At 60.7% G+C, this 22,423-nt stretch carries 18 protein-coding genes, 2 tRNA genes and 1 pseudogene; 5 read left to right on the forward strand and 16 right to left on the reverse strand.

What is annotated here, in order from left to right; translation table 11 throughout:
- Positions 1-235 precede the first annotated feature (235 nt).
- Positions 236-1,296 (forward strand): IS630 family transposase gene (locus tag WG908_RS00005; protein WP_340184503.1). Its coding sequence is split into 2 segments (ribosomal slippage): positions 236-728 and positions 728-1,296, totalling 1,062 coding nucleotides; the frame shifts between segments, so codons are not numbered across the junction.
- 131 nt (positions 1,297-1,427) lie between these two features.
- Here WG908_RS00005 and WG908_RS00010 read toward each other — a convergent pair.
- The 11 genes and pseudogenes from WG908_RS00010 to WG908_RS00060 all read right to left on the reverse strand — a co-directional run bounded on the left by WG908_RS00010 (position 1,428) and on the right by WG908_RS00060 (position 12,957).
- The gene (locus WG908_RS00010; protein ID WP_340184504.1) at positions 1,428-2,408 is read right to left on the reverse strand and encodes an aldo/keto reductase; all 981 of its coding nucleotides are present in this window, start codon (positions 2,406-2,408) and stop codon (positions 1,428-1,430) included.
- Positions 2,409-2,543: 135 nt separating this feature from the next.
- Positions 2,544-3,560 (reverse strand): zinc-dependent alcohol dehydrogenase family protein, encoded by a 1,017-nt coding sequence (locus WG908_RS00015; protein WP_340184505.1) that lies wholly within the window; start codon positions 3,558-3,560, stop codon positions 2,544-2,546.
- A gap of 58 nt (positions 3,561-3,618) precedes the next feature.
- Positions 3,619-4,392 carry a glutathione S-transferase family protein gene (locus tag WG908_RS00020; protein ID WP_340184506.1) on the reverse strand — a complete coding sequence of 258 codons (774 nt, stop codon included), beginning with the start codon at positions 4,390-4,392 and terminating at the stop codon, positions 3,619-3,621.
- Positions 4,393-4,432: 40 nt separating this feature from the next.
- Positions 4,433-5,542, reverse strand: a complete 1,110-nt coding sequence (locus WG908_RS00025) for an Rv3169 family protein (RefSeq protein ID WP_340184507.1) — start codon at positions 5,540-5,542, stop codon at positions 4,433-4,435.
- A gap of 25 nt (positions 5,543-5,567) precedes the next feature.
- Positions 5,568-6,512: a TIGR03620 family F420-dependent LLM class oxidoreductase gene (locus WG908_RS00030; protein WP_340184508.1), complete on the reverse strand. Its 945-nt coding sequence runs from the start codon at positions 6,510-6,512 to the stop codon at positions 5,568-5,570.
- A gap of 259 nt (positions 6,513-6,771) precedes the next feature.
- Positions 6,772-8,277, reverse strand: a complete 1,506-nt coding sequence (locus WG908_RS00035; RefSeq protein ID WP_340184509.1) for a phosphotransferase family protein — start codon at positions 8,275-8,277, stop codon at positions 6,772-6,774.
- A gap of 85 nt (positions 8,278-8,362) precedes the next feature.
- Complete coding sequence (gene yghU / locus WG908_RS00040) at positions 8,363-9,247, reverse strand: glutathione-dependent disulfide-bond oxidoreductase (protein ID WP_340184510.1); 885 nt, start codon at positions 9,245-9,247, stop codon at positions 8,363-8,365.
- 543 nt (positions 9,248-9,790) lie between these two features.
- A pseudogene (locus WG908_RS00045) lies at positions 9,791-9,938 on the reverse strand (transposase); the annotation flags it as partial.
- A 449-nt stretch (positions 9,939-10,387) separates the two neighbouring features.
- On the reverse strand, positions 10,388-11,254 hold the full coding sequence (locus WG908_RS00050; protein WP_340184512.1) for a tyrosine-type recombinase/integrase: 867 nt from the start codon (positions 11,252-11,254) through the stop codon (positions 10,388-10,390).
- A gap of 145 nt (positions 11,255-11,399) precedes the next feature.
- Positions 11,400-11,490, reverse strand: a tRNA-Ser gene (locus WG908_RS00055).
- 153 nt (positions 11,491-11,643) lie between these two features.
- Positions 11,644-12,957 (reverse strand): MFS transporter, encoded by a 1,314-nt coding sequence (locus WG908_RS00060; RefSeq protein ID WP_340184513.1) that lies wholly within the window; start codon positions 12,955-12,957, stop codon positions 11,644-11,646.
- 213 nt (positions 12,958-13,170) lie between these two features.
- On the opposite strand from WG908_RS00060, the gene WG908_RS00065 reads away from it, so the two are divergent.
- A complete protein-coding gene (locus tag WG908_RS00065) occupies positions 13,171-15,540 on the forward strand; it encodes a TonB-dependent receptor (protein ID WP_340184514.1) in 2,370 nt (789 codons plus the stop codon).
- Positions 15,541-15,670: 130 nt separating this feature from the next.
- The gene (locus WG908_RS00070; protein ID WP_340184515.1) at positions 15,671-16,276 is read left to right on the forward strand and encodes a peroxidase-related enzyme; all 606 of its coding nucleotides are present in this window, start codon (positions 15,671-15,673) and stop codon (positions 16,274-16,276) included.
- Positions 16,277-16,511: 235 nt separating this feature from the next.
- Here WG908_RS00070 and WG908_RS00075 read toward each other — a convergent pair whose 3' ends face one another.
- The 5 genes from WG908_RS00075 to phaR all read right to left on the reverse strand — a co-directional run bounded on the left by WG908_RS00075 (position 16,512) and on the right by phaR (position 20,054).
- Complete coding sequence (locus WG908_RS00075) at positions 16,512-17,219, reverse strand: TetR/AcrR family transcriptional regulator (protein WP_340184516.1); 708 nt, start codon at positions 17,217-17,219, stop codon at positions 16,512-16,514.
- Positions 17,220-17,318: 99 nt separating this feature from the next.
- A complete protein-coding gene (locus WG908_RS00080; protein ID WP_340184517.1) occupies positions 17,319-17,669 on the reverse strand; it encodes a hypothetical protein in 351 nt (116 codons plus the stop codon).
- Positions 17,670-17,694: 25 nt separating this feature from the next.
- Positions 17,695-17,769, reverse strand: a tRNA-Asn gene (locus tag WG908_RS00085).
- Between the two features lie 109 nt (positions 17,770-17,878).
- On the reverse strand, positions 17,879-19,405 hold the full coding sequence (locus WG908_RS00090) for an aminoacyl--tRNA ligase-related protein (RefSeq protein WP_340184518.1): 1,527 nt from the start codon (positions 19,403-19,405) through the stop codon (positions 17,879-17,881).
- Between the two features lie 88 nt (positions 19,406-19,493).
- Positions 19,494-20,054 (reverse strand): polyhydroxyalkanoate synthesis repressor PhaR, encoded by a 561-nt coding sequence (gene phaR / locus WG908_RS00095; protein ID WP_340184519.1) that lies wholly within the window; start codon positions 20,052-20,054, stop codon positions 19,494-19,496.
- Between phaR and WG908_RS00100 the strand changes: the two genes are divergently transcribed.
- A complete protein-coding gene (locus WG908_RS00100) occupies positions 20,053-21,141 on the forward strand; it encodes a polyhydroxyalkanoate synthase family protein (protein WP_445326638.1) in 1,089 nt (362 codons plus the stop codon). The genes phaR and WG908_RS00100 overlap by 2 nt on opposite strands.
- Positions 21,142-21,190: 49 nt before the next feature.
- Positions 21,191-22,366, forward strand: coding sequence for an acetyl-CoA C-acetyltransferase (locus WG908_RS00105; protein WP_340184521.1), 1,176 nt, complete (start codon positions 21,191-21,193; stop codon positions 22,364-22,366).
- The last annotated feature ends 57 nt before the right edge of the window (positions 22,367-22,423 follow it).

The following is a 22,423-nucleotide window of genomic DNA, read 5'->3' on the forward strand; positions in this document are numbered from 1 at the left end:
GAACCTGCACAAGGTCGCACAAGCGTTCGCCTAGAGGCGGCTGCCACCGCATGTCTATTGGCAAAGGCGGCCCGCCCCCGCGGTAAACGTTACGCAGACCTCATGAGACTGGGATGTGCATCAAACGGTGCTGCCGTAATGGGTAATACCAAGTCTCGGAGGGGCTGACTCACGGCAGGGGTTCCCAAGCCGCCGCTGGCGTGATTCAAGATCGCGGACCGAGGGGGGTTTTGTGATGGCGGCGGCGGTACGGTTGCGTTCCGACTTTGATGGGGCGGCGTTGCGAAGGCTGGCGCGGGCGAGCCGCGATGCGAAGCAGGTGCGGCGGCTCCTGGCGCTCGCGGCAATTTATGATGGCGGAACCCGCAGCGAAGCGGCGCGGGTCGGCGGTGTCACGCTCCAGATCGTGCGGGATTGGGTCGTGCGGTTCAACGCCGACGGGCCAGCCGGATTGGTCGATCGTAAGCCGCCGGGTTTGCGCCCTCTGCTCAGCGCCGATCAGCGCCGTGCCTTGGCGAAGATCGTCGAGGCGGGTCCGATCCCGCCGGCGCATGGCGTGGTGCGCTGGCGCCTGATCGATCTCGCCCAATGGGTGTGGGACGAGTTCGCCCTGTCGATCAGCAAGCAGACGCTGAGCCGCGAGCTGCGCGCGCTCGGCTACCGTAAGCTGTCGGCGCGGCCGCGCCACCACGCGCAGGATGCCGACGCCATCCCCGCTTTTAAAAAGACTTCCCTGCCAAGCTGGCAGCGATCCGCACGCGCTTGCCCCGCGGCACGGCCATAGAGCTGTGGTGGCAGGACGAGGCGCGCGTCGGCCAGAAGAACGGGATCACCCGCCGATGGGCGCGGCGCGGAACACGACCATCGGCGCCGCATGACCAACGCACCGCGTCCGCCTACATCTACGGCGCCATCTGTCCGGCTGAGGGCAAGGGCGCGGCGCTCGTCCTGCCCCGCTGCAACACCGAGGGGATGACGCTCCACCTCGCCGAGATTTCTGCCGCCGTGTCGCCTGGCGCCCATGCCGTGCTGCTGCTCGACCAGGCCGGCTGGCATGGCTCGCGCGACCTCGTGGTGCCCGACAACATCACGCTCCTGCCGCTGCCGCCGCGCTCGCCCGAGCTCAATCCGGTCGAAAACGTCTGGCAGTTCATGCGCGATAACTGGCTCTCGAACCGCGTCTTCGCGTCTTACGCCGACATCCTCGACCACTGTTGCCGCGCTTGGAACACGCTCGTCGATCAACCCTGCCGCATCATGTCCCTTGGCCTACGGCGCTGGGCGCATCGGTCATGACCTCAGAGACTTGGTATAAGAAGCTTTCCGGATCGCTCCGGGGAACTTTTCATGGCTATAGTCAAAGCCGGAACAGCAGGAGATGCAGCGGCGGCAGCGGGACTCCGGGCCCGACCGCGCTTCGGGCCTAATTAATTGTCGACCGTCGCTCGCATGGCTTCGGTGTAGCGATTGCCTCGCACCGGGTGACTTGCGAGCAGATCACGAAGGGCGCTTAAGTCGGCGTCGGTCAATTCAACATCAGCACCTCCGGCATTTTCCTCCATGCGATGCCGTTTGGTTGTGCCAGGAATCGGGACGATCGCCGGGTCCTGGGCAAGTAGCCACGCCAATGCGATCTGAGCCGGCGTCGCCCGCTTGGCGTCTGCTATCTCGCCGATGCGCTTGACCAGGTCTGTATTTGCTTCGCGCGCGCCGACCTGAAATCTCGGCAGCGACTTGCGGATGTCCCCATCCTTAAACGGTGTGTCGCTGTCGATCTTGCCAGTAAGGAAGCCCCTACCGAGCGGAGCAAATGGAACAAGGCCGATCCCTAGGTCCCGTAGCGCAGGAATAGTCTCCTCCTCCAGTTCGCGTGTGAACATGGAATATTCGCTCTGTAGCGCGGCAACGGGCTGTACTGCATGCGCGCGACGGATGTTGGCAACACTTGCCTCGGACATTCCGAAATGGCGAACCTTGCCTTCAGAAATCAGGTCTTTCACCGTCCCTGCAACATCCTCGATGGGGACATTGGGATCGAAGCGATGCTGGTAGAATATATCTATGACATCGGTCCCCATTCTCGTCAGCGATTGCTCAGCAACCATGCGGATACGGGCGGGACTGCTATCCAGTCCGACGGCAGGTTTCCCATCCCTAAAGCCGAACTTCGTAGCAATAACGACGTTTTCGCGAAACGGCGCCACTGCTTCCCCCAGTAACTCCTCGTTCGCCACGCCGTAGGCTTCTGCGCTGTCGAAGAACGTCATACCGCGACCATAGGCTGCACGGATCAATGCGATTGCATCCGGCTTATTGGTTGCTGGACCGTAACCAACCGTTAGCCCCATGCAGCCAAAGCCGATTGCGGAAACCTCCGGTCCATTCGCTCCCAAAACACGTTTTTTCATCTCGCTCCCTTTCTGCCCACGAGGCGGAAGTCATTTAATTCTAGGTTGAAATGCAGGACTGCGTATTTCATTCTAAGATAAACCAACGCGGTCAGAATGGGGACGCACGTTTGCCCGGTTCGGGCGATGTGCGCGCTATTTGCTTACTTCAATGACCACTTTCCCGATATGCTTGCCGCTTTCGATGCGGCGGTACGCCTCCCTATACTCGGCAAAGGGAAACACACTGTCGATGACTGGCCTGATTTCATGCTGGGCCATCGCTGCGACGAGGGATCCGAAGTGTGTCCGGGGACCGATGGCCGTGCCGGCCAGGGTGAGCGACCTGGACAGGATGTCGATCGGCGGCAGTCCTCCGCCAAAGCCGCTGGTGAAGCCCACCACCGCAATGTCGCCGCCGATCCTGGTCGATGCCGCCGACTTTACGATCGTCTTCTCCCCGGCAATGTCGACCACCTTGTCAACGCCCCTGCCGTCGGTGAGGGAAAGGATCTCGCGGTCCCAGTCAGGGAACGTGCGGTAGTTCACCACCGCTTCCGCCCCAAACTCTTTGAGCTTATCCGCCTTTTCATCGGTCGACGTGATCGCCAGGACGCGGGCACCGAACATCCGCGCCACCTGGAGCGAAAACAATGCGACGCCGCCCGTACCTTGGACCAGTACCGTCTGGCCCGGCTGAAGGGGCGACGAGAGATTGAGACTCGTCCAGGCGGTAACACCAGCGCATGGCAGCGATGCCGCCTCGATGAAGGACATGTAGGAGGGCAGCTGAACGATGGCGTTTTCGTGCAGCAGAATATGTTCGGCCAGCATCCCGTCCCTGGTGATGCCGATGCTATCCAGTCGATACGCCGGCATCGGAGGTCCGCCGATCCAGTGAGGGTTACAGCCCGCCGTCACCCGATCCCCTAGTTTCGCACGGGTAACGCCGTCCCCGATCGCAACGACCTCGCCTGCTCCGTCGGAGAGCGGAACGCCGTTTTTCAGCGTCGATCCGCCAAACTTGCCGTCCAGTATGGCCTGGTCCCGGTAGTTAAGGGAGGCAGCGTGGATGCGGATCAGCACATCGTGGCGGCCCGGCGTTGGTAGGGGCTCGTCATGTAACGCCAACCCTGGCTTCTCGCCGGAGGTCCGTCTTACAGCTTTCATCATCGACTCCCGGAGCACGACTCTGTGATAGCCAGCACGATTGTCCAGCATCCTTCTGGTGTCAGAATGCGATGGGAATGCGGAAATGTTCCCGCACCACGTAATCACGGTGATCGAGCAGTATTTGCGGTAGTGGAGTTTCAAGAAGCCGTTGCGCAAAAAGACCGGTGTCACGAACGAAGTCTGGCATCGTGCACAGATTTTCTGCCATGGGCACGAGAAGATTGCTAAAAGCGGCCCAGTATATATCCGCGGCCGTCAGATTATCACCCATGAAATATCGCTTGCCTTCGATAGTCTGGCGATCAAGCACCCCGGCTAACGAACTGATGATCGCCGACACCCTCCGCCGGGCATAATCATTGGACACAGGTGATCTATATTTTGCGCGCAGCGCGTTGCTACGTTCATCCACGGTCGTGTCGTTCGCGCTCAATAGCAACAGGCGGAGATTCCATCCAAAGCCATCCTCGCTGCAAATCTCATGGCAAAGGCCGAACATGGCCATCCGTTCATCTTCATTTTCAGGAATAAGCGGTGGCTCAGGCTGTAGTTGTTCTGCGAGCGCCAACATCTCGGACCAGTGTGGACGTGGCCTGTCATCATTGAACATCGCCACCGGTGCCGATGTCTGTCCGGTCCACTCTTTAAGCAGTAGATTGGCGCCGCCAGGCTCGTGCGGAACGGCGATATACTCTATGCCTTTCATGTCGAGTATCGCTTTGATGGCGATCCCCCACACACCCGGCACCCCACGCACGAACGCAACGCGCAGCCCCGACATCGCTCTGGCCTGTTCGACTGGCACATAATCGAGGAAAGCATCATTCGTCATCGCCTATTCCTTCGAACTAAGAAATTGAACGCTTCCGGCTTCAATCAGCCAAAGTAGGAACATAGGCCCAGCCTTCGCGAGAGCCGCAGACATTGTTGACCAGCCCGACGCCTTTGACGCCGTTCAATGTCAACTCGGCAAGGCGGTCGTGAATGTCGAAGTGCCAGCGGTCATCATCGCCGCTGCGCCGGAGCGACTTGAGCGTGTCGGGCTGGTTGAAGTCCCAGCTCTCGCCTTCCACCAGCAACGGCCCGCGGTCCAGCCCGTGGCGATCATCATAGCCGTTGCCCGCACTGTAGAAGGGCATCTGGATGCCCTTGGCCTCCAGCGTCCAGATCTTGCCATGCTCGTCGGTAAACTCCCATTTGGCCCTGCTCCACAAGCGCGTGCTGCCGGGGGCAGTCGTATCTTCATCGAAATGGAAACGATGTCGTGCCTTGACCAGCCGGGTCTCGCGCCCATCGTCGTGCATGATCGCGCCGTCCGCGAGCAGGAAGTCATTACCGGCAACGGGCACGTGGAAGAAGGTGAAGTTCAGGCTGCAATTGTCGAAGTGCCCCATGATCCAGAAATAGGCCTCGACCTGGCGCATCAACCCCTTGCCGCGAACGCCCCAGCTGCGGTCCCGCACGCCGACATAATGGTTCAGTTCGATGGTCTCGCCCCCGATCCTGATCGATCCGTCGAAATAGCCCATCTGGGTGAAGTGGGTCACGGGATGGCCGGGAACATCGAGTTTGTTATAAAGGAAGGGTGCGGCCCTGGCGGTGAATTCGATCGATCCGGAAAGGCCATGGGCATTTTCACCGAGCGAGAAGCGTTGCCTTTTCATGGGCTCGATGATCTCGATCGACAGCGGTCCGACAGTGCTGTTGCTGCGATCAGTCTCGTCTCCGTCATGCGAGATATGCCTGGACGCACGGAAATTATGCTGCACGCCATCACGGATGACGCAGAACGACCCATCGATTATCCCGTGACCGCTGGCATTGGGATAGGTGCCGAGGCCTGCAGCGATGTAGGTGCGGCCGTCCTGCCCGTGACATCCAAACCAGCAGCGATCCATAAAATGCTCGCTTATGTCGGCCACAGTATCGATCGTGTCGCCGGTCTGGTGGATGAAGTAATCATCGAACTTCGTGAGTGCCATCGTGCTTCCTTTCCAGATTATGCGATCATGCCATGCAATCATGCGACCTACGCTGCGAGCCGTCTGGAGCGAGCAATTCGATGATACGCATGTCGGTGCTTCTGTCAGGGGCGACTGGCTTGAAGCAGACATGATCCGCTCCAGCGTCGAGATGCTCCTGTATGCGCTTGCGAAGGGTATTTTCATCGCCCCAACCTACGACCGAGTCGATCAGATGATCAGAGCCGCCATTCGTGAAGTCCGCGTCGCTGAAACCCATCGCGCGCCACGAATTCAGGTAGTTGTCGAGGCCAAGATTAGCTTCAAGCTCCGCTCTGGCGATGGCCCGCGCCTTGATGGGGTCGGTTTCAAGAATGAGCCGCTGCCCAACGCACAGCAGCTTGCCGGGCCCCAGAATTTTTCGCGCTTGACGCGTGTGATGCGGCGTCACGCTAGTCGGGTGCGCACCGTCAGCCCGATCGCGGGCGAGTTCCAACATCTTGCCCCTAAGGGCCGCGAGCAGGATTGGCGTTTTCTGGGCGGGAGGCGCGGCATGATAAGGTGCCTCAACCATTCCATCGAGATAAGCCCGCATCGCTGATATGGGCTTTGAATACTGATGCCCGCGAATGCCCTCGACAATGCGGTGATGGGATACGCCCAGCCCCATGATGAAGCGCCCGCCGGACCACTCGTTCAATGCATGGGCGGCTGCAGCCGAGGCGACGGAATCGCGGGAGTAAATGGATGATATTCCGGTGGCGGCGATCAGATGCTGCGTACTGGCAAGCAACAAGGACGAGGTGATAAAGGGGGCACGGCCCAAGCCATCCGGCATCCAGATCGCGGCATATCCCAGTTCCTCCACGCGGCGCGCGAATTTGGCGATCCGAGGCGCGGTGGCACGCCCCAGTTCAGCGGATCGGTCATCCTCGAAATAGCCGATGGGTCCGTCGAGAGCTGCCCATATCCCTATCTCACCCAGCTTCATTATGATTATCTTTCATAGCTGGGCCGACAAGTTCTCCGCGCAGCCCGCTCCTTCCGTCCTCTTTACGCGAACGGGTGGTGTCGAGTGCGGAGCCGACGAGCGGGCAAGCCAGCAGGTTTGAGGATGCCGCCTTTCGTGGGCGCCTCGCCAGTTCGAACAGCGTATATCCTCGGTAGGGCCAGGACTGGGGATATCCGTCCAGCCGGAGTCCTCATACTTATATCGCATCAGCCTTGGCTTTTCCGAATATACGATCATGTCAGCCATGCGATTTGGCTACCGTAGTTATTCTTTGTGTCTTGGCAATATCTGCGGCCTCGATGGCTTGTGCCATGCGCTGGGCGGGAAGTTGCACAAAAGATCCTAATACCAAAAACTCTGGATGAACCTCGGGAAGTGAGTAGAATCTCAACTGTGACTCGAGCGTTACTACATACAGCATAAAATATCGGAATATATTGCAATATTCCCGCTCGAACGCGGTTATCGGCCGCCCGCCAGATTCGATATAGAAGCGCATGAATTCCTCCGCATCCCCCTCGTTTGAAAAAGATGCGAGAAGACCAGAAATATCTTCAGCCGGATTGCCAAGATGAGACATCTCCCAGTCTAGGACGCCGGTAATCTCGTTGCCCTGCATCATGATATTGTGCAGCGCATAGTCACCATGCACGAGGACCGGCGCGTCATCGACAACGGGTATATTGGTGCGTAGCCAATTCAGCGTCGCCTCTATAGTCGGTGAATTTTCGAGACCGGTCGACCGCCACAGCCTGATCCAACGCTCAAGATAGTTGCTGACCCCTTCGGTCATCGATCTGCCGGCCAGTTCCATGTCGATGTGGCTAAGCTGGAGGTCGGGGTGAGCCCCGTTCAGAGGCAAGCAGTGAATCTTTGCGAGTTGGATCGCCAGCGCCCGTATCTGCGATGAGGTCCGGCGCTGGGACTCAACCACCGTTCCGAAATTCTCGCCCTCGACTTTGCGCGTCACCAGAAATTTCGTGCCATATCTTTCGACATCACTTTCGAGCCACATCGGCTCGGCGACGGACACTCCGCCCTGGTAGAGATATCGAAGAAGGTGAAATTCCCCTGCTATGTCGCGTCCGTCGATACCAAGCTCCAGGCCAGTGTTCGCGCGCGACACCAGGGCCCAGATCCGTCCGTCCTTGCCGGCGAGCTTGAACAAGGTCGTCTCGTTGGTGAAGCCGCCGATGAGCCTTGTAAACTCCATCACCTGCGCGCCATCGAACGCCCCCGCTTGCGCCCGTGCAGAGCTTTCGAGCATCTGTTTGAAGTCGTAGCGATCTTTCCCCTTTGCTGCTGGCAAGGGCGAACCGATATGATGATCCCCCTCCCACTTGCATAGCGATGATATGATGTTGGTCAGGTCCGCATTCGAATCCGATGGATAGCCCGAGTTGGCGATCAGGGATGACAAAACCTTCTTCAATTCAAAAAGAAGATCCTGTGAAGGAGCGAAATCAGCCATGTCCTCGATCGACCGCGGCAATCGGTGGAGTCGCGCGATATCCGACGCGGCCACGCCATCTTGCTCGGACATCGCGGAAAGGCGCAGCGCCAGAGCATATCCTTCGGAATAAAATGTCTTGATGGCACCGGTCTCCTCGCGGCGGAACAACTCGCCAACCGCTGTGGTCAACGCAACATGGTCCATATCCGAGGCAGGAACCCCATAGCGGGTGGCCATGCGCGCCATCGATTCCGCGATGACGGCGAGGAGTCGTCGCTTGCCGGAATCCATGATTTTACTCTCCAATTCCGCTGCACAAGCGGATATATGAGGCGAATACCTCTGCTGATCCTGACGTTGACATCATTACCGTCACTCAGCCCGATCCCACGTCACTGGCCTGGATTTTGTCTTGCGTCCGGGTCTCGAAATCCCCGGCGTCGTGCCGCTCGCGGAGCTGGCCCGATGGCTCGCCGTAGGTGCGGTTAACCATGCAGCCGCGGCCGACCGCAGCCCGCGCGCCGATCATCTCGGCCCAACGCTGGACGTGACGATAGTCCTTTACGCTGAGGAACTCGCCGGCGTCATACATTTGCCCCCTGGCAAGGCTACCGTACCAGGGCCAGACCGCCATGTCGGCGATCGTATAGTCAGGCCCCGCGATATATTCGCTCTCCGCGAGCCTGCGGTCGAGCACATCCAGCTGCCTTTTCACTTCCAGCGCATATCGGTCTATCGCATATTCAATTTTCGTCGGCGCATAGACGTAGAAATGGCCGAAGCCGCCGCCGAGGAAAGGCGCGCTCGCAACCTGCCAGAACAGCCAGGACAGACATTCCGCGCGCGCAGCCCCTCTCGCAGGAAGGAAAGCGCCGAATTTTTCGGCCAGATAAACGAGTATCGCGCCGGATTCGAAGATGCGCACGGGCGCGCTGCCGCTGCGATCGACGAGGGCCGGGATCTTGGAATTGGGATTGATATCGACGAACCCGCTGGTGAACTGGTCGCCGTCGCTGATGTCAATGAACCAGGCATCATATTCCGCTTCATCGATACCGAGCGCGAGGAGCTCCTCGAGCAAGATCGTGACCTTCTGGCCATTCTGAGTCGCGAGTGAATAAAGCTGCAGCGGATGGTTCCCGACTGGCAGCTGCCTCTCACTGGTGGCACCAGAAATCGGCCGGTTGAATCTGGTGAACTTACCGCTGTTCTCATTTTCCCAAGCCCATACCGCGGGGGGGACGTAGTCGTCGCTCGTCATCGCTGAATCCTGCTTTCACGCATAAAAGATGAAACCACCCAAAGATTTGTCACGTGCACCTATGGCACCTGCGCGACCGACTGCCTTCTAGAACCAGGGGATCGCCACTGCCGAACTCCCGGACAAACTATTGCTCAATTGAGAAGGAGGAGAGCGTCGCCAATATCCTGCACCAAAAATGTTCAAACTGAACTTTTTGGAATAAGTCGGGTGAGAGCAAAAAGATCGCCGATGCAGCAATGGGTTTCCCGCAGCTGAGGCGGAAACCCGGAATGTCCGGATCATTTATTTTTCCTCTCCAGATTCTTTTATGATGGGTAAGACGCGCCATGGAACGGAGGGGACAGATAGCGCGTGAAAAATTACTCATCGGGATCTGGCCGCTTGTTTCTCCCCATCTTGATCCAAGAATGCTCATTGACGGAAAAGCGTTTATTGAGCCGAATTCGTCGTGCGTGCTGGATTTTTCGAGTGGTTGTCACGGGCGTCCGAGTGGTGATTGATGTCCCGGTTCGTCTCCGGCTTAAGAGCCTGTCTTGAATCTCAAGCGTAACGAGCGATGCCTGATGAGGACGATAACAGCGGCGGCAGATAGAAGTGCGATTACGGATTTGATGGTCCGCTCGAAGTCCCTAGCCAAGCGGCGATCTCGGTTGATCCATCCGAAGGTCCGTTCGACAACCCATCGTCTGAGATGTGTGGAACGCGTTGAGCGGGCGCACTGCGCGATTTGCCTAACTGGCACCTACACAGCGATTTTGACGCCGGATAACGAGCCGGTCGAGATCGCGCTGCTAGCGATCCGACTGTCGCTAACCTGAACACGCTTTGGGCGCACGAGACAGTCGATCAGCAGCAGATGCTTGCCAACTATTTTGCGGAGGATCGGTGATGGCGGAGGGGCCGGACATATCTTTGCGCGACCGAGATCGTAGAAGTCGGCTTTCGTCGGGAGCTGCCGCTCAGTCCCGCGCGCGGGAAGGTCTGCAAAGTCCCACGACTTCGCGTTCGCTTGCGATAGCAGTCGACCCAATGTTGCCGTTCGACCGCCAAATTCCGATGCCCAAGTGCGGTCCGTCCGCTATTCCAGCAGATCCCGACCAGCTTATGCCGTTCCGATATGCCTTCGGGAACATCGGCTCAAATCATACGGTGCCGAGTTACGACGTCGATGGTTCCGTGGCTTACGTTATCGATCAGGGGAATGACATGTTCGCGCGACGCTTTCATGCGTGATGCCGGTATGGTCCATAGCTTCTCTTCCAGGTCGAATTCTTCCCATGCCGCGCCTCGAACTTCGCCGGATCGCACGGCGGTCAGGATGGCAAAGCGCAGTGCAAGACGACTGAAGGATTCTCGTTCCGTCAGTTTGACCATGAACGCGGATACCTTCGTATAAGGCATAGCCGCGAAGTGCCCATCCTGCTTGGGCTGTCGTGGAAGGCCCTTCGTGATCGCGCGCATCGGCGCTTCTGTCTCACGATAGCCCGAAGCGTAAGCCCAATCGAGAACGGTGCCGATGCGCTGCCGGACCCGCCGCGCTGTCTCTGGCTTGGCGAGCCAGATGTCCGATAACAGGTTCCGGATCATCGGGCCGGTGATCTCATGAACCTGTAGATCGCCTATCTGTGGGAACACATAGGTTTCGAGCGTCTGAAGCCATTGTTTCTCATGCTTCTCGTTCCGCCATGTCTTGCTGTTGGCGGCAATCACTTTGGCGGACGCCTGCCGGAAAGTGGGAATTCCCCGTACTTTGCGCCGTTCAAATATCGGGTCCAGTCCAAGCTCGACCCAAGTGCGGATTTCCCGTGCCCGTTCCCGGGCCGTCGCCAGCGAAACCTTGGATACGCTGCCCAGACCAAAGTCGCGCCGGGTGCCATTCTTCTGCACCCGACACACCCAGCTCTTGCCGCCGCCGGGCTGAATCATAAGAAACAGGCCGTCGCCATCGCCGAGCCTTCCGGGGCGCATTGCTGCTTTCACAGCGGTAGCGGAGAGCTTTCCCATGCCACCAATTCTCCCACATTCTTTCCCACATTTCCAATCGGTCACCGGTGGACGGGCAGGGATGCAAGTGGATAAGAATCACGCTGAAAGCCGCAGGAATGCTGGGCTTTTAGTGATTCGGAACGGATGTGTAAGGACAGGTTGGTGGCGGAGCGGCAGGGATTCGAACCCTGGATACGCTTTTGGCGTATACTCACTTTCCAGGCGAGCGCCTTCGACCACTCGGCCACCGCTCCGCATACGCTGGAGGCGGTTCCCTATAGCGCGTTGGCGCGGGTGGCAAGGGGCTTGGGGTTAGCGAATGATCGCCTTCGCGCAATTGACCCGCCATATCGCCGTCCCCCATCCGCGCGGCCGGATGCTCCGCGCGCAGCTAGCCTCCCGGCCGCTCACCCCGCTTCGACGGCCGCGTCGCGATATCTCTTGCGGCACAGGACTGCGATCAGGACAGACGCTGCGGAACAGACCGCGCAGACGATCGAGATGCTGTAGCCCAGGCCCATGGGATCGTCGGCAAAAACGGTGGCCGACAGCGCGCCGATGATCGAAGCGCCGGCGGACATGGAAATGATATTGTTCCACAGGACGAAAATCGCCGAGTTGACGCCGCGCAGCGGCGGCGGCGTGATCAGTTGCAGCGCCGCCGCCAGGTTGCCGAAGAAGGATCCGAGCGCAAGCGATTGCAAGACCAGCAGCCCGATCGAAAGATACAGGCTTTCGACCGAGCTATAGCCGCTGGTCGCCAGCGCAACCACGGAAAAGCAAGCCACCGCGACGAGTGGGGCATCGGCGAATCCGCGGCGTTGCAGTCGTTCGGCGAACGCGACCCCCATGACCGTGCCGAGGCTGCTGCAACACAGGTACAGGATACCAAGGACAAAGCCTGCTTTGCCGGGCGAAAAGCCGAACGCGCGGATCAGATGCGTCGCATACCAGACAAAGCCGGCAAAATAGACGATGCCCAGCAGCCCGGAGCAGAGGAAGACGGGAGCAAAGGCCCCTGCCCGCGCCCATAGCAACCGGCATGCGTCCGACAGCCGCGCCGGCGCGTCGGCTGCGCTTGCGGCCCTTTGCGGCTCGCGCACCAGCAACAGCAGGAGCAGCGCGACGATGAAGCCGGGCAGGCTGATCAGCCAGAAAGCCTCCTGCCACCGATCATAGCCGGGGAAGAGGATCGGCAGGCTGTTGACGAAATTGATCACCGCTCCGCCCGCGATGAAGGCCGTGCCGACCCCCAGGGTCGCGGCCATCGTGAATATCGAAAGGGCGCGAACGACCCTGGCCTTGGGAAAGGCATCGGTGATCAACGTGTAGGCGGCGGGCGACAAGATCGCTTCCCCCAGCCCGACCACGACGCGCGCGGCAAACAGCGCTTCGAAGCTTTGCGCCATGCCGCACAAGATCGTGCCGACGCTCCAGAACAGGATGCCGCCGATCAGCACGTTGCGACGATTATAGCGGCTGACGATGATCCCCGCCGGAAGCGTCGCCAAGCAGAAGGCCAGCGAAAAGGCCGGCCCCTGGAGCAGCGCGATCTCGAAATCACCGATCTGGAGCGATGCCTTGATTGGCGCCACCAGCAAAGCGATGATCTGGCGATCGAGGAAAGCGATGATGTAGGCGAGCATGAGCACGCCGAGCATCCGGTACGCCGGCCCCAAAGAGTCGTCCCGCTCCTGAACCCCCGAAGTGACATTGCTCATGGCTGCTCCCCACCTTTACCGCATCGACATTCTGTGCCGCGTGCACAGCCTTAGGAGAGCGGTGACAAATCGCCAAGCCATGCAGGCGAGATATTGACGCTCCCGCTACGGCAACCTAGAGAATCGCGCCGAGACCGGTTCTAATAAATAATAGAAACTGCTTAAGGCAGCTGGACATCAGTGCGATCGAGAGTCGCTGACGGAGGGGATGATATGCGCGGAATTCTTCGATTGACTTTGCTCGCTTCGGCTTGCGGAACGGCTTTCACCGGTACGAGTGCCCTGGCCCAGGCGACCAGCGACGCGCCGCAGGAATCCGCTGAGCCAGCGCCCGACTATAATCTCGACATCGTCGTCACCGCCAACCGCCGGTCCCAGTCGCTGGCCGATGTCGGCCTGGCCATGAGCGTCCTCGACAATATGCTGCTCGAAACCCGCCAGGTGTCGAGCGTCAACGATCTCGCCAACCTCGTCCCCGGCCTGTCGATCGGCAACAGCGGCTACGCCACCCCGATCTACAGCTTGCGGGGCGTGGGCGTGAACGAACCGACGGTCGGCGCGGGATCGAGCGTCACCGTCTATGTCGACGAAGTTCCCCTGACGCTGCCGATCTTCACCCGCGGCGCGACATTCGACCTGGAACGGGTCGAAGTCGTAAAGGGCCCCCAGGGCACGCTCTACGGCCAGAACGCGACCGGCGGCGCGATCAACTATATCGCGGCCAAGCCGACGGACAGCTTTCAGGCGGGCGTCCGGGGCAGTTACGGCCGGTTCAACACGGCAACGCTGGAAGGCTTCGTCAGCGGCCCCCTGTCCGACACGCTCAAGGGCCGGATAGCCGCGCGCGGCGAACGCGGCGGCGGCTGGCAGAAAAGCGTCACGCGCGATGACAGCCTGGGCAAGGTTCGCAAATTCGCTGGCCGCGCCATGCTCGAATGGGAACCTGGCGAAGACTTCCGCGCGATGCTCAACGTCAATGGCTGGCAGGACAAGTCCGATACGCAGGCGCCGCAACTGATCAGGGTCATTCCCAACAACGTGGCCGTGCCGCCATTTCCGTTTGTCACAACCGCCCCGATCGCAACGGGCGGGGCGCGCGCCGCCGATTGGGACAGGGGCACCGATTTCGACCAGAATGCGTGGTTCTACCAGGGCTCGTTGCGGATGGAATATGACATCGCCGACGATGTCACGCTGACGTCGCTGACCGCCTATTCCAAGTTCCGCAACCGGTCGGTGCATGAAGCCGATGGCATCGGATATTCGGCCGCGCTGGGCAGGGACATCGTCAACGGGCGCTACGACCTGGCGTCCGACGCCAACAGCTTCACGCAGGAACTGCGCCTGTCGGCCAGCTTCTCGATCATCAATTTCGTCCTCGGCGCGAACTATCAGCGGGACAATGTCGATGATATCCAGCTTGGCTATTTCGACGACTTCTCGGTCGTCTCCAACTTCTTCGGCGTGGACCTGAACAACACGCGCAACCTCAATTACCAGCGGATTCGCGGCTATGGCGTGTTCGGCAATATCGAAGCCGAACTGACCGACTATCTGACCATCGCCGGCGGGTTGCGCATCAACAACGAAACTCGCAGCTTCCAGGGTTGCAGCGCAGACAGCGGCAACGGCAATGCGGCGGCCGCCTATAACGGCTTTACCAATTTCCTGCGCGGCGCGCGCGGGTTGCCGCCGCTATCGGCATCCGAACGCATCCAGCCTGGCGGTTGCATCACATCCGATGCCGACCTGGTCCCCAGGTTCCGCTTCGATCGGCTGGAACAGTCCAACACCCCCTGGAACATCAACGTCAACTTCAAACCCTTCGACCGGTCCCTGATCTACGCGCGCGTCAGCAAGGGCTTCAAGGCGGGTAACTACCCGTCGCTCAGCGCGGGCAATAACGCGGCGTTCACGCCGGTCGTGCAGGAACAGCTGCTGGCCTATGAACTGGGCTTCCGGTCCACCGCGATCGAGGGCCTGTCGGTCGAAGGCGCGATCTTCCAATATGACTATACCGACAAGCAGCAGCGCGGACGCCGGGACACCGGCTTCCCCTTCGGCCTCGTCGCCACCCAGGTGAATATCCCTCAATCGCGGATCAAGGGCGCCGAATTGTCCATGGCGCTGCGCCCTGTCGCGGGCCTGACCCTGTCCGGGTCGGCGGTCTATGTCGATACCAAGATCAAGCGTTACACCGGCTTCAGCATCGAAGGTCCGCTGGTCGACATGAAGGGCCTGCCGCTCAATTTCTCGCCGAAATGGAGCGTCAATCTCGACGCCAACTATTCCGGTCCGATCACCTCGACCCTCAATATTTTCGGCGGCGGCGGCCTCGCCTATCGCAGCAGGACGTCGAGCCAGCTGGCGGCGTCCTCGCTCTATGACATCGATCCCTATACGCTGATCAACGCGCAACTGGGCGTCGAGGATCGCGATGGCCGGTGGCGGCTGTGGGCGTTTGGCAACAACATCACCGACAAACATTACTGGACGAACGTCGTCCGCTTCGCCGATACAGTGACGCGGTTCACCGGCATGCCCGCGACCTATGGCATCAGTTTCGCCTACAAGTTCGACTGAGCGTTCCGTCCCCTTTCGGCCGGAACGCTCATGGGGCGCAACGGCCGGTCGCGATGCAGGGCCAGGATGGGGAAGCGGCGTCATGACGACGCCGCTTTCTGGAACCGGACGATGATGGAGAGAATAACCTATGGCCGACCGGAAACCGACACTCAATCGCGATTTCAGATCGAACGACCCCTACAGCTATCTGGCCGGGGTCGAAGGCTATCAGCTGCCCCAGGAATGGGTCGACAATATGCAGGTGCCTGAACTGCATTCCACGCGCATCCTGGCCTCCTATGACGAAGACGGATTTGCGCGCGGCGGCGCCTATATGTCGCCGATCTTCCTTGATCCCGAATATGGTCTTTTGTCGCTTGCCGAACGCGAATTCATCGGCGTCATCGTCTCGTCGTTCAATGCCTGCCCCACCTGCCTCATCATTCATGGGCATAAGCTTGGCGAGGAAATCGGCGACCATGGGCGGGCGCGGCGCATCGCCATCAACTATCGCACGGTGGAACTGAGCGTCGAAGAACGCGCCATCGCCGATTTTTGCGTCAAGCTGACCGAACGGCCCGGCCGCATGGAGGCCGCCGACGTCCAGGCGCTGCGCGATGCGGGGATGAGCGATGCCAGGATTTATTATGTGATCGAACTGGCCAGCGTGTTCAATCTGACGAACCGCATGACATCGGCCTATGGCATGCGCCCCGACGATGATTTCATGGCTGCCATCGCGCCCGTCGCCTGACTGTTCGCCCGACAGGGAGGGGGCAAATCGCCCTCCCCTGCCCGGCTGCCCGCGCGCTGGCGAGAGCGCGCGGGGCGGTAGAGCATCGTGCATTCACGCATAATCGTGCGCCCCCAGCAAAGCCGAAGGGCGTGGCTGAGCCAAAGGCGAAGCGGCGTCGCTCCGTTCAGGCCGACCCGGCCATTTCGCCAAGGTCGAACGAAGATCGGGTGATCCCGATCATCCCCACGGGGCGCTATACGGCTCGCGCATTCGAAGCGCGCCTGGGCTTGCTCGCCTTGCCCGCCGCAGCGACCCTGGCCGTATCGGGGCTGGCCGCAGCAGCTTTGTCAAAGGTCAGGTCGGCATCGGGCGGGGATATGCCTCGGAAAAACATCCGCGCCAGCTGGTCGCTCAGTTGACGAGGCTTCAACGCGCCCGCCGGATTATACCAGACCTGGCCATAGATGGTCGCCCCGAGCAGGAACAGCTGAACCAGATTGGGTTCCAGATCGCTGCGAATGATCCCTTCGGCCTGCCCCTCGCGTATCAGGTCGCGCCAGAAGCCCCCATATTTTCGCGGATGTTCGCGATGCCGCCCGCTCATGGCTTCGGGCACCTGGTCGATGATCTTCCAATAGGCGGTAATGAAATCATTCTTGCTCAAAATGCGCTCGACATGCTCGTCGAGCGCGGTCTTGATCTTTCGCCACGCGCTGGCATCGTTGGGAAGCGCGGCAACCGCTTCCATGACCGGCGCCGAAACGCTCGTCGTACCGATATTGAGCACTTCCTCGACAAGCGCATCCTTGGACGGAAAATAATAATAAAGACTGCCGGCGAATGTCCCTGCGACTTCACCGATTTCTGCGAGCGTCGCGTCGGCATAGCCTCTTTGGGCCACGACGCTGGCGGCAGCCTGGAGGATTTTGTCGCGCTTTCGCACAGCCTTGCTGGTTTTCATCCCGCTGCATTATCGCACCGGCAGGCATTTTGTCCATGGCGTTGTGGATCGATTCAAGTCAGTTCGTCATAGAAACCGACCAAATACAGCAAGTGATTTTTACCGACGCATAGTAGAAAAGTGCCTGAAATGAATCACGCGGAACGCCGGCACATCGGGACTAAAGTATAGTTCCGTCATGTCTCCATGATCCTCTTCAATATCATGGGAAGAATCATGGCATCGAATAACATCCCCTTGTACGCTACTATTGATGCCGCAGAAATGATCGCGCTGCACGCGCTCAAAGAAATCAACGCGCGCGCAGCCGATCTGCGCCGGACGCGCAATACCAGACATGCGGCCAAGGGATGGCGAAGACGACAGACGCGGATCGGGGAATCGAAGCCGAGGCTGGTCCAGACGATCGATGCACTCGGGAAAAAGGACGAAACGGAATTTGCAGCGCACCGCGCCCGCAGCTCCGTTCCAAATTTGGCTCCCCGAGTAGGATTCGAACCTACGGCCATTCGATTAACAGTCGAATGCTCTACCGCTGAGCTATCGGGGAGCAGCCCGGCTTCCGTCGGGCAGGCCGCGCCTATAGCAGCGGGATTCGTCGGATGGCAAGCGCAAATCCGGCAAGATTTTCGTCCGCCGGCCGCTGCCGATAGCCGCCCTTAGTAGGAGCGCCCGACCAGCACTCGCTCCACCGCGACCGCCCCGGTAAAGACGCAGTTGCCATCGACCGGCGCGGCATCCAGCGGCACGTTGCGCAGCGTCAGCTTCTCGCCCTTGAGCCACTCGACCACCTTGTCGAGCGCCGCCCCGCTTGGGCGCGACCATTGGACTTCGGCCCAGCCCGGCCGGGCGCTGGCCTTGAAATGCGCCTGAAGCGCGTCGATCGATGCGATATCGCGGTTGATATTGCCGTGCAGCCGCGCATGGGCATCGGCGAACAACGCCTGCTGGATATCCTCCAGCATGGCGGCCGCGCCGGCCACGAAGTCGGCCTTTGCCACGACGGCGCTGTCGAGCTTGCCATCGGCGCGATACAGCCGGTCGCGACGGATGACCGACACGTTGCCACCCGCAACGTCACGCCCGCCGACCTCGATCACGATCGGCGCGCCTTTCTTGACCCAGCCCCAGCGCTTGGTCGCCGCCTTGGCGGGCCGACGGTCGAGCAGGGCGCGGACCGGCTCGCGAAACTGGTCCAGCGCGCTCAGCGAATTTACCAGATCGCTGCAATAATCGAGGATCGCGGCATCCTCGTCGGTGTCGCGCAACATGGGCACGATCACGATCTGATAGGGCGCCACGCGCGGCGGCACGCGCAGGCCCTCATCATCGCCATGCACCATGATCAGGCCGCCGATCATCCGCGTCGACATGCCCCAGCTCGTCGTCTGGGCCAGTTCCTGCTGTCCTTCCGCATTCTGGAACTTGATGTTCTGCGCCGCGGAAAAGGTGGTGCCCAGGAAATGCGACGTACCTGCCTGCAACGCCTTGCCATCCTGCATCATCGCTTCGATCGAATAGGTCGCGACCGCGCCGGGGAAACGCTCATTTTCGGGCTTTTCACCGGCGATGACCGGCAGCGCGACACAATCCTCGGCAAAGCTGCGATAGACTTCGAGCATCTTCATGGTCTCGTCGAGCGCCTCGGCGACGGTGGCATGCGCGGTATGCCCTTCCTGCCAGAGAAATTCGGTGGTGCGCAGGAACATCCGCGTCCGCATTTCCCACCGCACGACATTGGCCCACTGGTTGATGAGCACCGGCAGGTCGCGCCAGCTCTGCACCCAGCGCGAAAAGGCCGCGCCGATCACCGTTTCGGATGTCGGGCGGACGACCAGCGGCTCTTCCAGCTTCGCGTCGGGGTCCGGCACCAGCTTACCGTCGCGCTGGATCAGCCGGTGATGAGTGACGACCGCCATTTCCTTGGCGAAACCGTCGACATGTTCGGCCTCCTTTTCAAAATAGGACAGCGGAATGAACAACGGAAAATAGCAATTTTCATGGCCGGTCGCCTTAATGCGATCGTCCAGCAGCTTCTGGATGCGTTCCCAAATGCCATAGCCCCATGGCCGGATGACCATGCATCCCCGCACGCCGCTTTCCTCGGCCAGGTCGGCTTCGGACACGACGGCCTGATACCAGGCGGAAAAATCCTGCTCACGGGTGACGGAAAGGGCATGTTTCACGGGGGATTATCGCCTGTTGATCGGGGAAGATGGACGGCCGCGCAATAGGCGATCCCCCCGCCATCCGTCCACCCTGAAAGGCGGCGCGTCAGCCCAGCTTGTCGATCTTGGCGTTGAGCGCCGAAAGTTGGGCCTTCAACTCGGCGATTTCATCGTCCTTGGCGCTTTCGGCGGGCGCCATTCCCGGCATCTTGACGCCTGCCACCTTCAGCGCGCTGGTTGCCGCTTCGAACATCTGCATGTTGCGCTTGGCAATCTCGGCCAGCGGCCCGCCGCCGAACGCGCCCTGCATCGCTTCCTGGAATTGCAGCTGGTTCTTGCGGAACGCATCCATCGACGCTTCGAGATATTGCGGCACCATCGATTGCATCGAATCGCCATACATCGCGATCAACTGGCGCAGGAAGTTGACGGGCAGCATGTTCGTACCGCGCTGTTCTTCCTCCATGATGATCTGGGTGAGAACATTATGGGTGATGTCATCCCCGGTCTTGGCGTCGACCACCACGAACTCGCGCCCTTCGCGCGTCATTTGTGACAAAAGGTCGAGCGTGATGTAACTCGACGTTTCCGTATTGTAGAGACGCCTGTTAGCATATTTCTTGATGACTACCGGTTCCGACTCGCTCGCCGTTTTCGACTTTGCCATGGAAAACCCTCCTGCTCCCGAAGATGTTGCAATAGCACAGGCAGTTGCCGCGCCGCAACATGGGCCCCGGCCCTTACCGCTGTTTCTCGATCTTTTATGGCGTGAAACGCGCGATGACGTCGATTTGCGCCGTCGCGCTTTTCAGGGCCTTCGCAGATATCAGGAAGCGGCGCGCCCCGCGCCCCCGCCCGCAGCATCGGTTTATGCTGCGCACGGCAGCGCCAGATTGCTGCGTCATGGCGCGGATGGCGATGCCGCCCCGGTGGTGTTCATCCCGTCCCTGATAAACCCGCCCCAGGTGCTGGATATCGCGGAAGGCCGCTCCTTGCTGCGCGGTATGAGCGCGGCTGGCCATGATGCCTATCTGGTCGATTGGGGCACGCCGCATCTCGACGCACCGGCGCTTGACCTGGCCGGGCACATTACCGGCCGGCTGATGCCCCTGCTCGCCGGACTTCCTGCGCCACCCATTCTGGTAGGCTATTGCCTGGGCGGCACCCTGGCGCTGGGCGCGGCGCACTGCATGGATGTGCGCGCCGTGGCGACCATCGCGGCCCCATGGAATTTCGACGGCTTCCCCAATGCCGACCGCGAACAGATCGCCGCTTTGTGGGCGCAATCGCGCGCGGTGTGCGGCCAGATCGGCTTCGTGCCGATGGAAGTGCTGCAATCGGGCTTCTGGGCGCTCGATCCTGCCCGCACGGTGCGCAAATATGCCGCCTTCGCCGACATGCCGCCGGGGTCGGACAAGGAACGCGCATTCCTGACGGTCGAAGACTGGGCCAATGGCGGCCCGCCGCTGACATATCCCGCCGGCGCGCAATTGTTCGACCACTTCTATGCCGCCGACATCACCGGCAACGGATTATGGGTGATCGACGGCCAGGCGGTCGATCCCGCCGCCCTGCCCTGCCCTACATTCTCCATATCGTCTTCGACCGACCGTATCGTCCCGGCGTGCGCTGGCCCGCCGCTGGCGGAACAATTGACGCTGGACATGGGCCATGTCGGCATGATTCTGGGCGGCAGCGCGCCGGAATTGTTGTGGAAACCGCTGTCCGCATGGCTATCGCGCCACGGCGGCTGATGCTATGAAATAGCACCCAAGATCGCCCTCCAGCAAAAGGTTCCGGCCCATGTCCGATATCGTCATCACAGGCGCCAAGCGCACCGCCGTCGGCAGCTTCATGGGCGCGTTCGCCGGCATGCCCGCGCATGAACTGGGCAGGGTCGCCATCCAGGCCGCGCTGGCGCAGGCGGGCGTGTCGCCCGACGATGTCGATGAAGTGATATTGGGCCATGTCCTGACTGCCGGGCTGGGCCAGAATCCGGCCCGGCAAGCCGCCGTCGCCGCCGGCATCCCGGTCGATCGCACCGCCTTTGGCATCAACCAGGTGTGCGGATCGGGGCTGCGCGCGGTCGCGCTGGCGGCGCAGGCGATCGCCAATGGCGACGCGGCGATCATGGTCGCGGGCGGGCAGGAAAATATGTCGCTGTCGCCCCACGCGCAAACAATGCGCGCGGGAACGAAGATGGGCAATCTCAGCCTGGTCGACACGATGATCCTCGACGGGCTGACCGACGCCTTCAACGGCTATCATATGGGGATCACCGCCGAAAATCTGGCGGAGAAATATCAGATCAGCCGCGCCGAGCAGGATCTGTTCGCCGTCGCAAGCCAGAACAAGGCCGAAGCCGCTCGCGCGTCGGGCCGCTTCGCCGACGAAATCGTACCCGTCACGATCAAGGGTCGCAAGGGCGACACCGTCGTCGATGCCGACGAATATATCCGCGCCGGCGCGACGATAGAGGCCATGGAAGGCCTCAAACCCGCGTTCAAGAAGGATGGCACGGTCACGGCCGCCAACGCCAGCGGGCTGAACGATGGCGCTGCCGCGCTGGTGCTGATGACCGCGCAGGACGCGGCGCGGCGCGGCGCCACCGTGCTGGGCCGCATCGCCGCCTTTGCGACCTGCGGCGTCGATCCGTCGATCATGGGCATCGGCCCGGCCCCCGCTTCGCGCAAGGCGCTGGAGAAGGCGGGATGGCGCATCGCCGACCTTGACCTCATCGAAGCCAATGAAGCCTTCGCCGCGCAGGCGCTCTCGGTCGGGAAGGAAATGGGCTGGGACCCGGACAGGGTCAACGTCAATGGCGGCGCGATCGCCATCGGCCATCCGATCGGCGCGTCGGGCGCGCGCATCCTCACGACGCTGCTCTATGAAATGGGAAAGCGCGACGCCAAGAAGGGACTGGCGACGCTGTGCATCGGCGGCGGCATGGGCGTCACCATGTGCATCGAACGCGACTGACCGGACCAGTCAGCGGTCCTGACGGGCAGACGGCGGCAGGTCAAGGATGTGAAACAG

The organism is Sphingobium anseongense (assembly GCF_037725245.1).
GTDB lineage: Bacteria > Pseudomonadota > Alphaproteobacteria > Sphingomonadales > Sphingomonadaceae > Sphingobium.

Coding starts and splice junctions, on each gene's coding strand:
- WG908_RS00010 (WP_340184504.1), bottom strand. CDS start 2,408: ATGAAAAAACGTGTTTTGGGAGCGAATGGACCGGAGGTTTCCGCAATC.
- WG908_RS00015 (WP_340184505.1), bottom strand. CDS start 3,560: ATGATGAAAGCTGTAAGACGGACCTCCGGCGAGAAGCCAGGGTTGGCG.
- WG908_RS00020 (WP_340184506.1), bottom strand. CDS start 4,392: ATGACGAATGATGCTTTCCTCGATTATGTGCCAGTCGAACAGGCCAGA.
- WG908_RS00025 (WP_340184507.1), bottom strand. CDS start 5,542: ATGGCACTCACGAAGTTCGATGATTACTTCATCCACCAGACCGGCGAC.
- WG908_RS00030 (WP_340184508.1), bottom strand. CDS start 6,512: ATGAAGCTGGGTGAGATAGGGATATGGGCAGCTCTCGACGGACCCATC.
- WG908_RS00035 (WP_340184509.1), bottom strand. CDS start 8,277: ATGGATTCCGGCAAGCGACGACTCCTCGCCGTCATCGCGGAATCGATG.
- yghU (WP_340184510.1), bottom strand. CDS start 9,247: ATGACGAGCGACGACTACGTCCCCCCCGCGGTATGGGCTTGGGAAAAT.
- WG908_RS00050 (WP_340184512.1), bottom strand. CDS start 11,254: ATGGGAAAGCTCTCCGCTACCGCTGTGAAAGCAGCAATGCGCCCCGGA.
- WG908_RS00060 (WP_340184513.1), bottom strand. CDS start 12,957: ATGAGCAATGTCACTTCGGGGGTTCAGGAGCGGGACGACTCTTTGGGG.
- WG908_RS00065 (WP_340184514.1), top strand. CDS start 13,171: ATGCGCGGAATTCTTCGATTGACTTTGCTCGCTTCGGCTTGCGGAACG.
- WG908_RS00070 (WP_340184515.1), top strand. CDS start 15,671: ATGGCCGACCGGAAACCGACACTCAATCGCGATTTCAGATCGAACGAC.
- WG908_RS00075 (WP_340184516.1), bottom strand. CDS start 17,219: ATGAAAACCAGCAAGGCTGTGCGAAAGCGCGACAAAATCCTCCAGGCT.
- WG908_RS00100 (WP_445326638.1), top strand. CDS start 20,053: ATGGAAAACCCTCCTGCTCCCGAAGATGTTGCAATAGCACAGGCAGTT.
- phaR (WP_340184519.1), bottom strand. CDS start 20,054: ATGGCAAAGTCGAAAACGGCGAGCGAGTCGGAACCGGTAGTCATCAAG.
- WG908_RS00105 (WP_340184521.1), top strand. CDS start 21,191: ATGTCCGATATCGTCATCACAGGCGCCAAGCGCACCGCCGTCGGCAGC.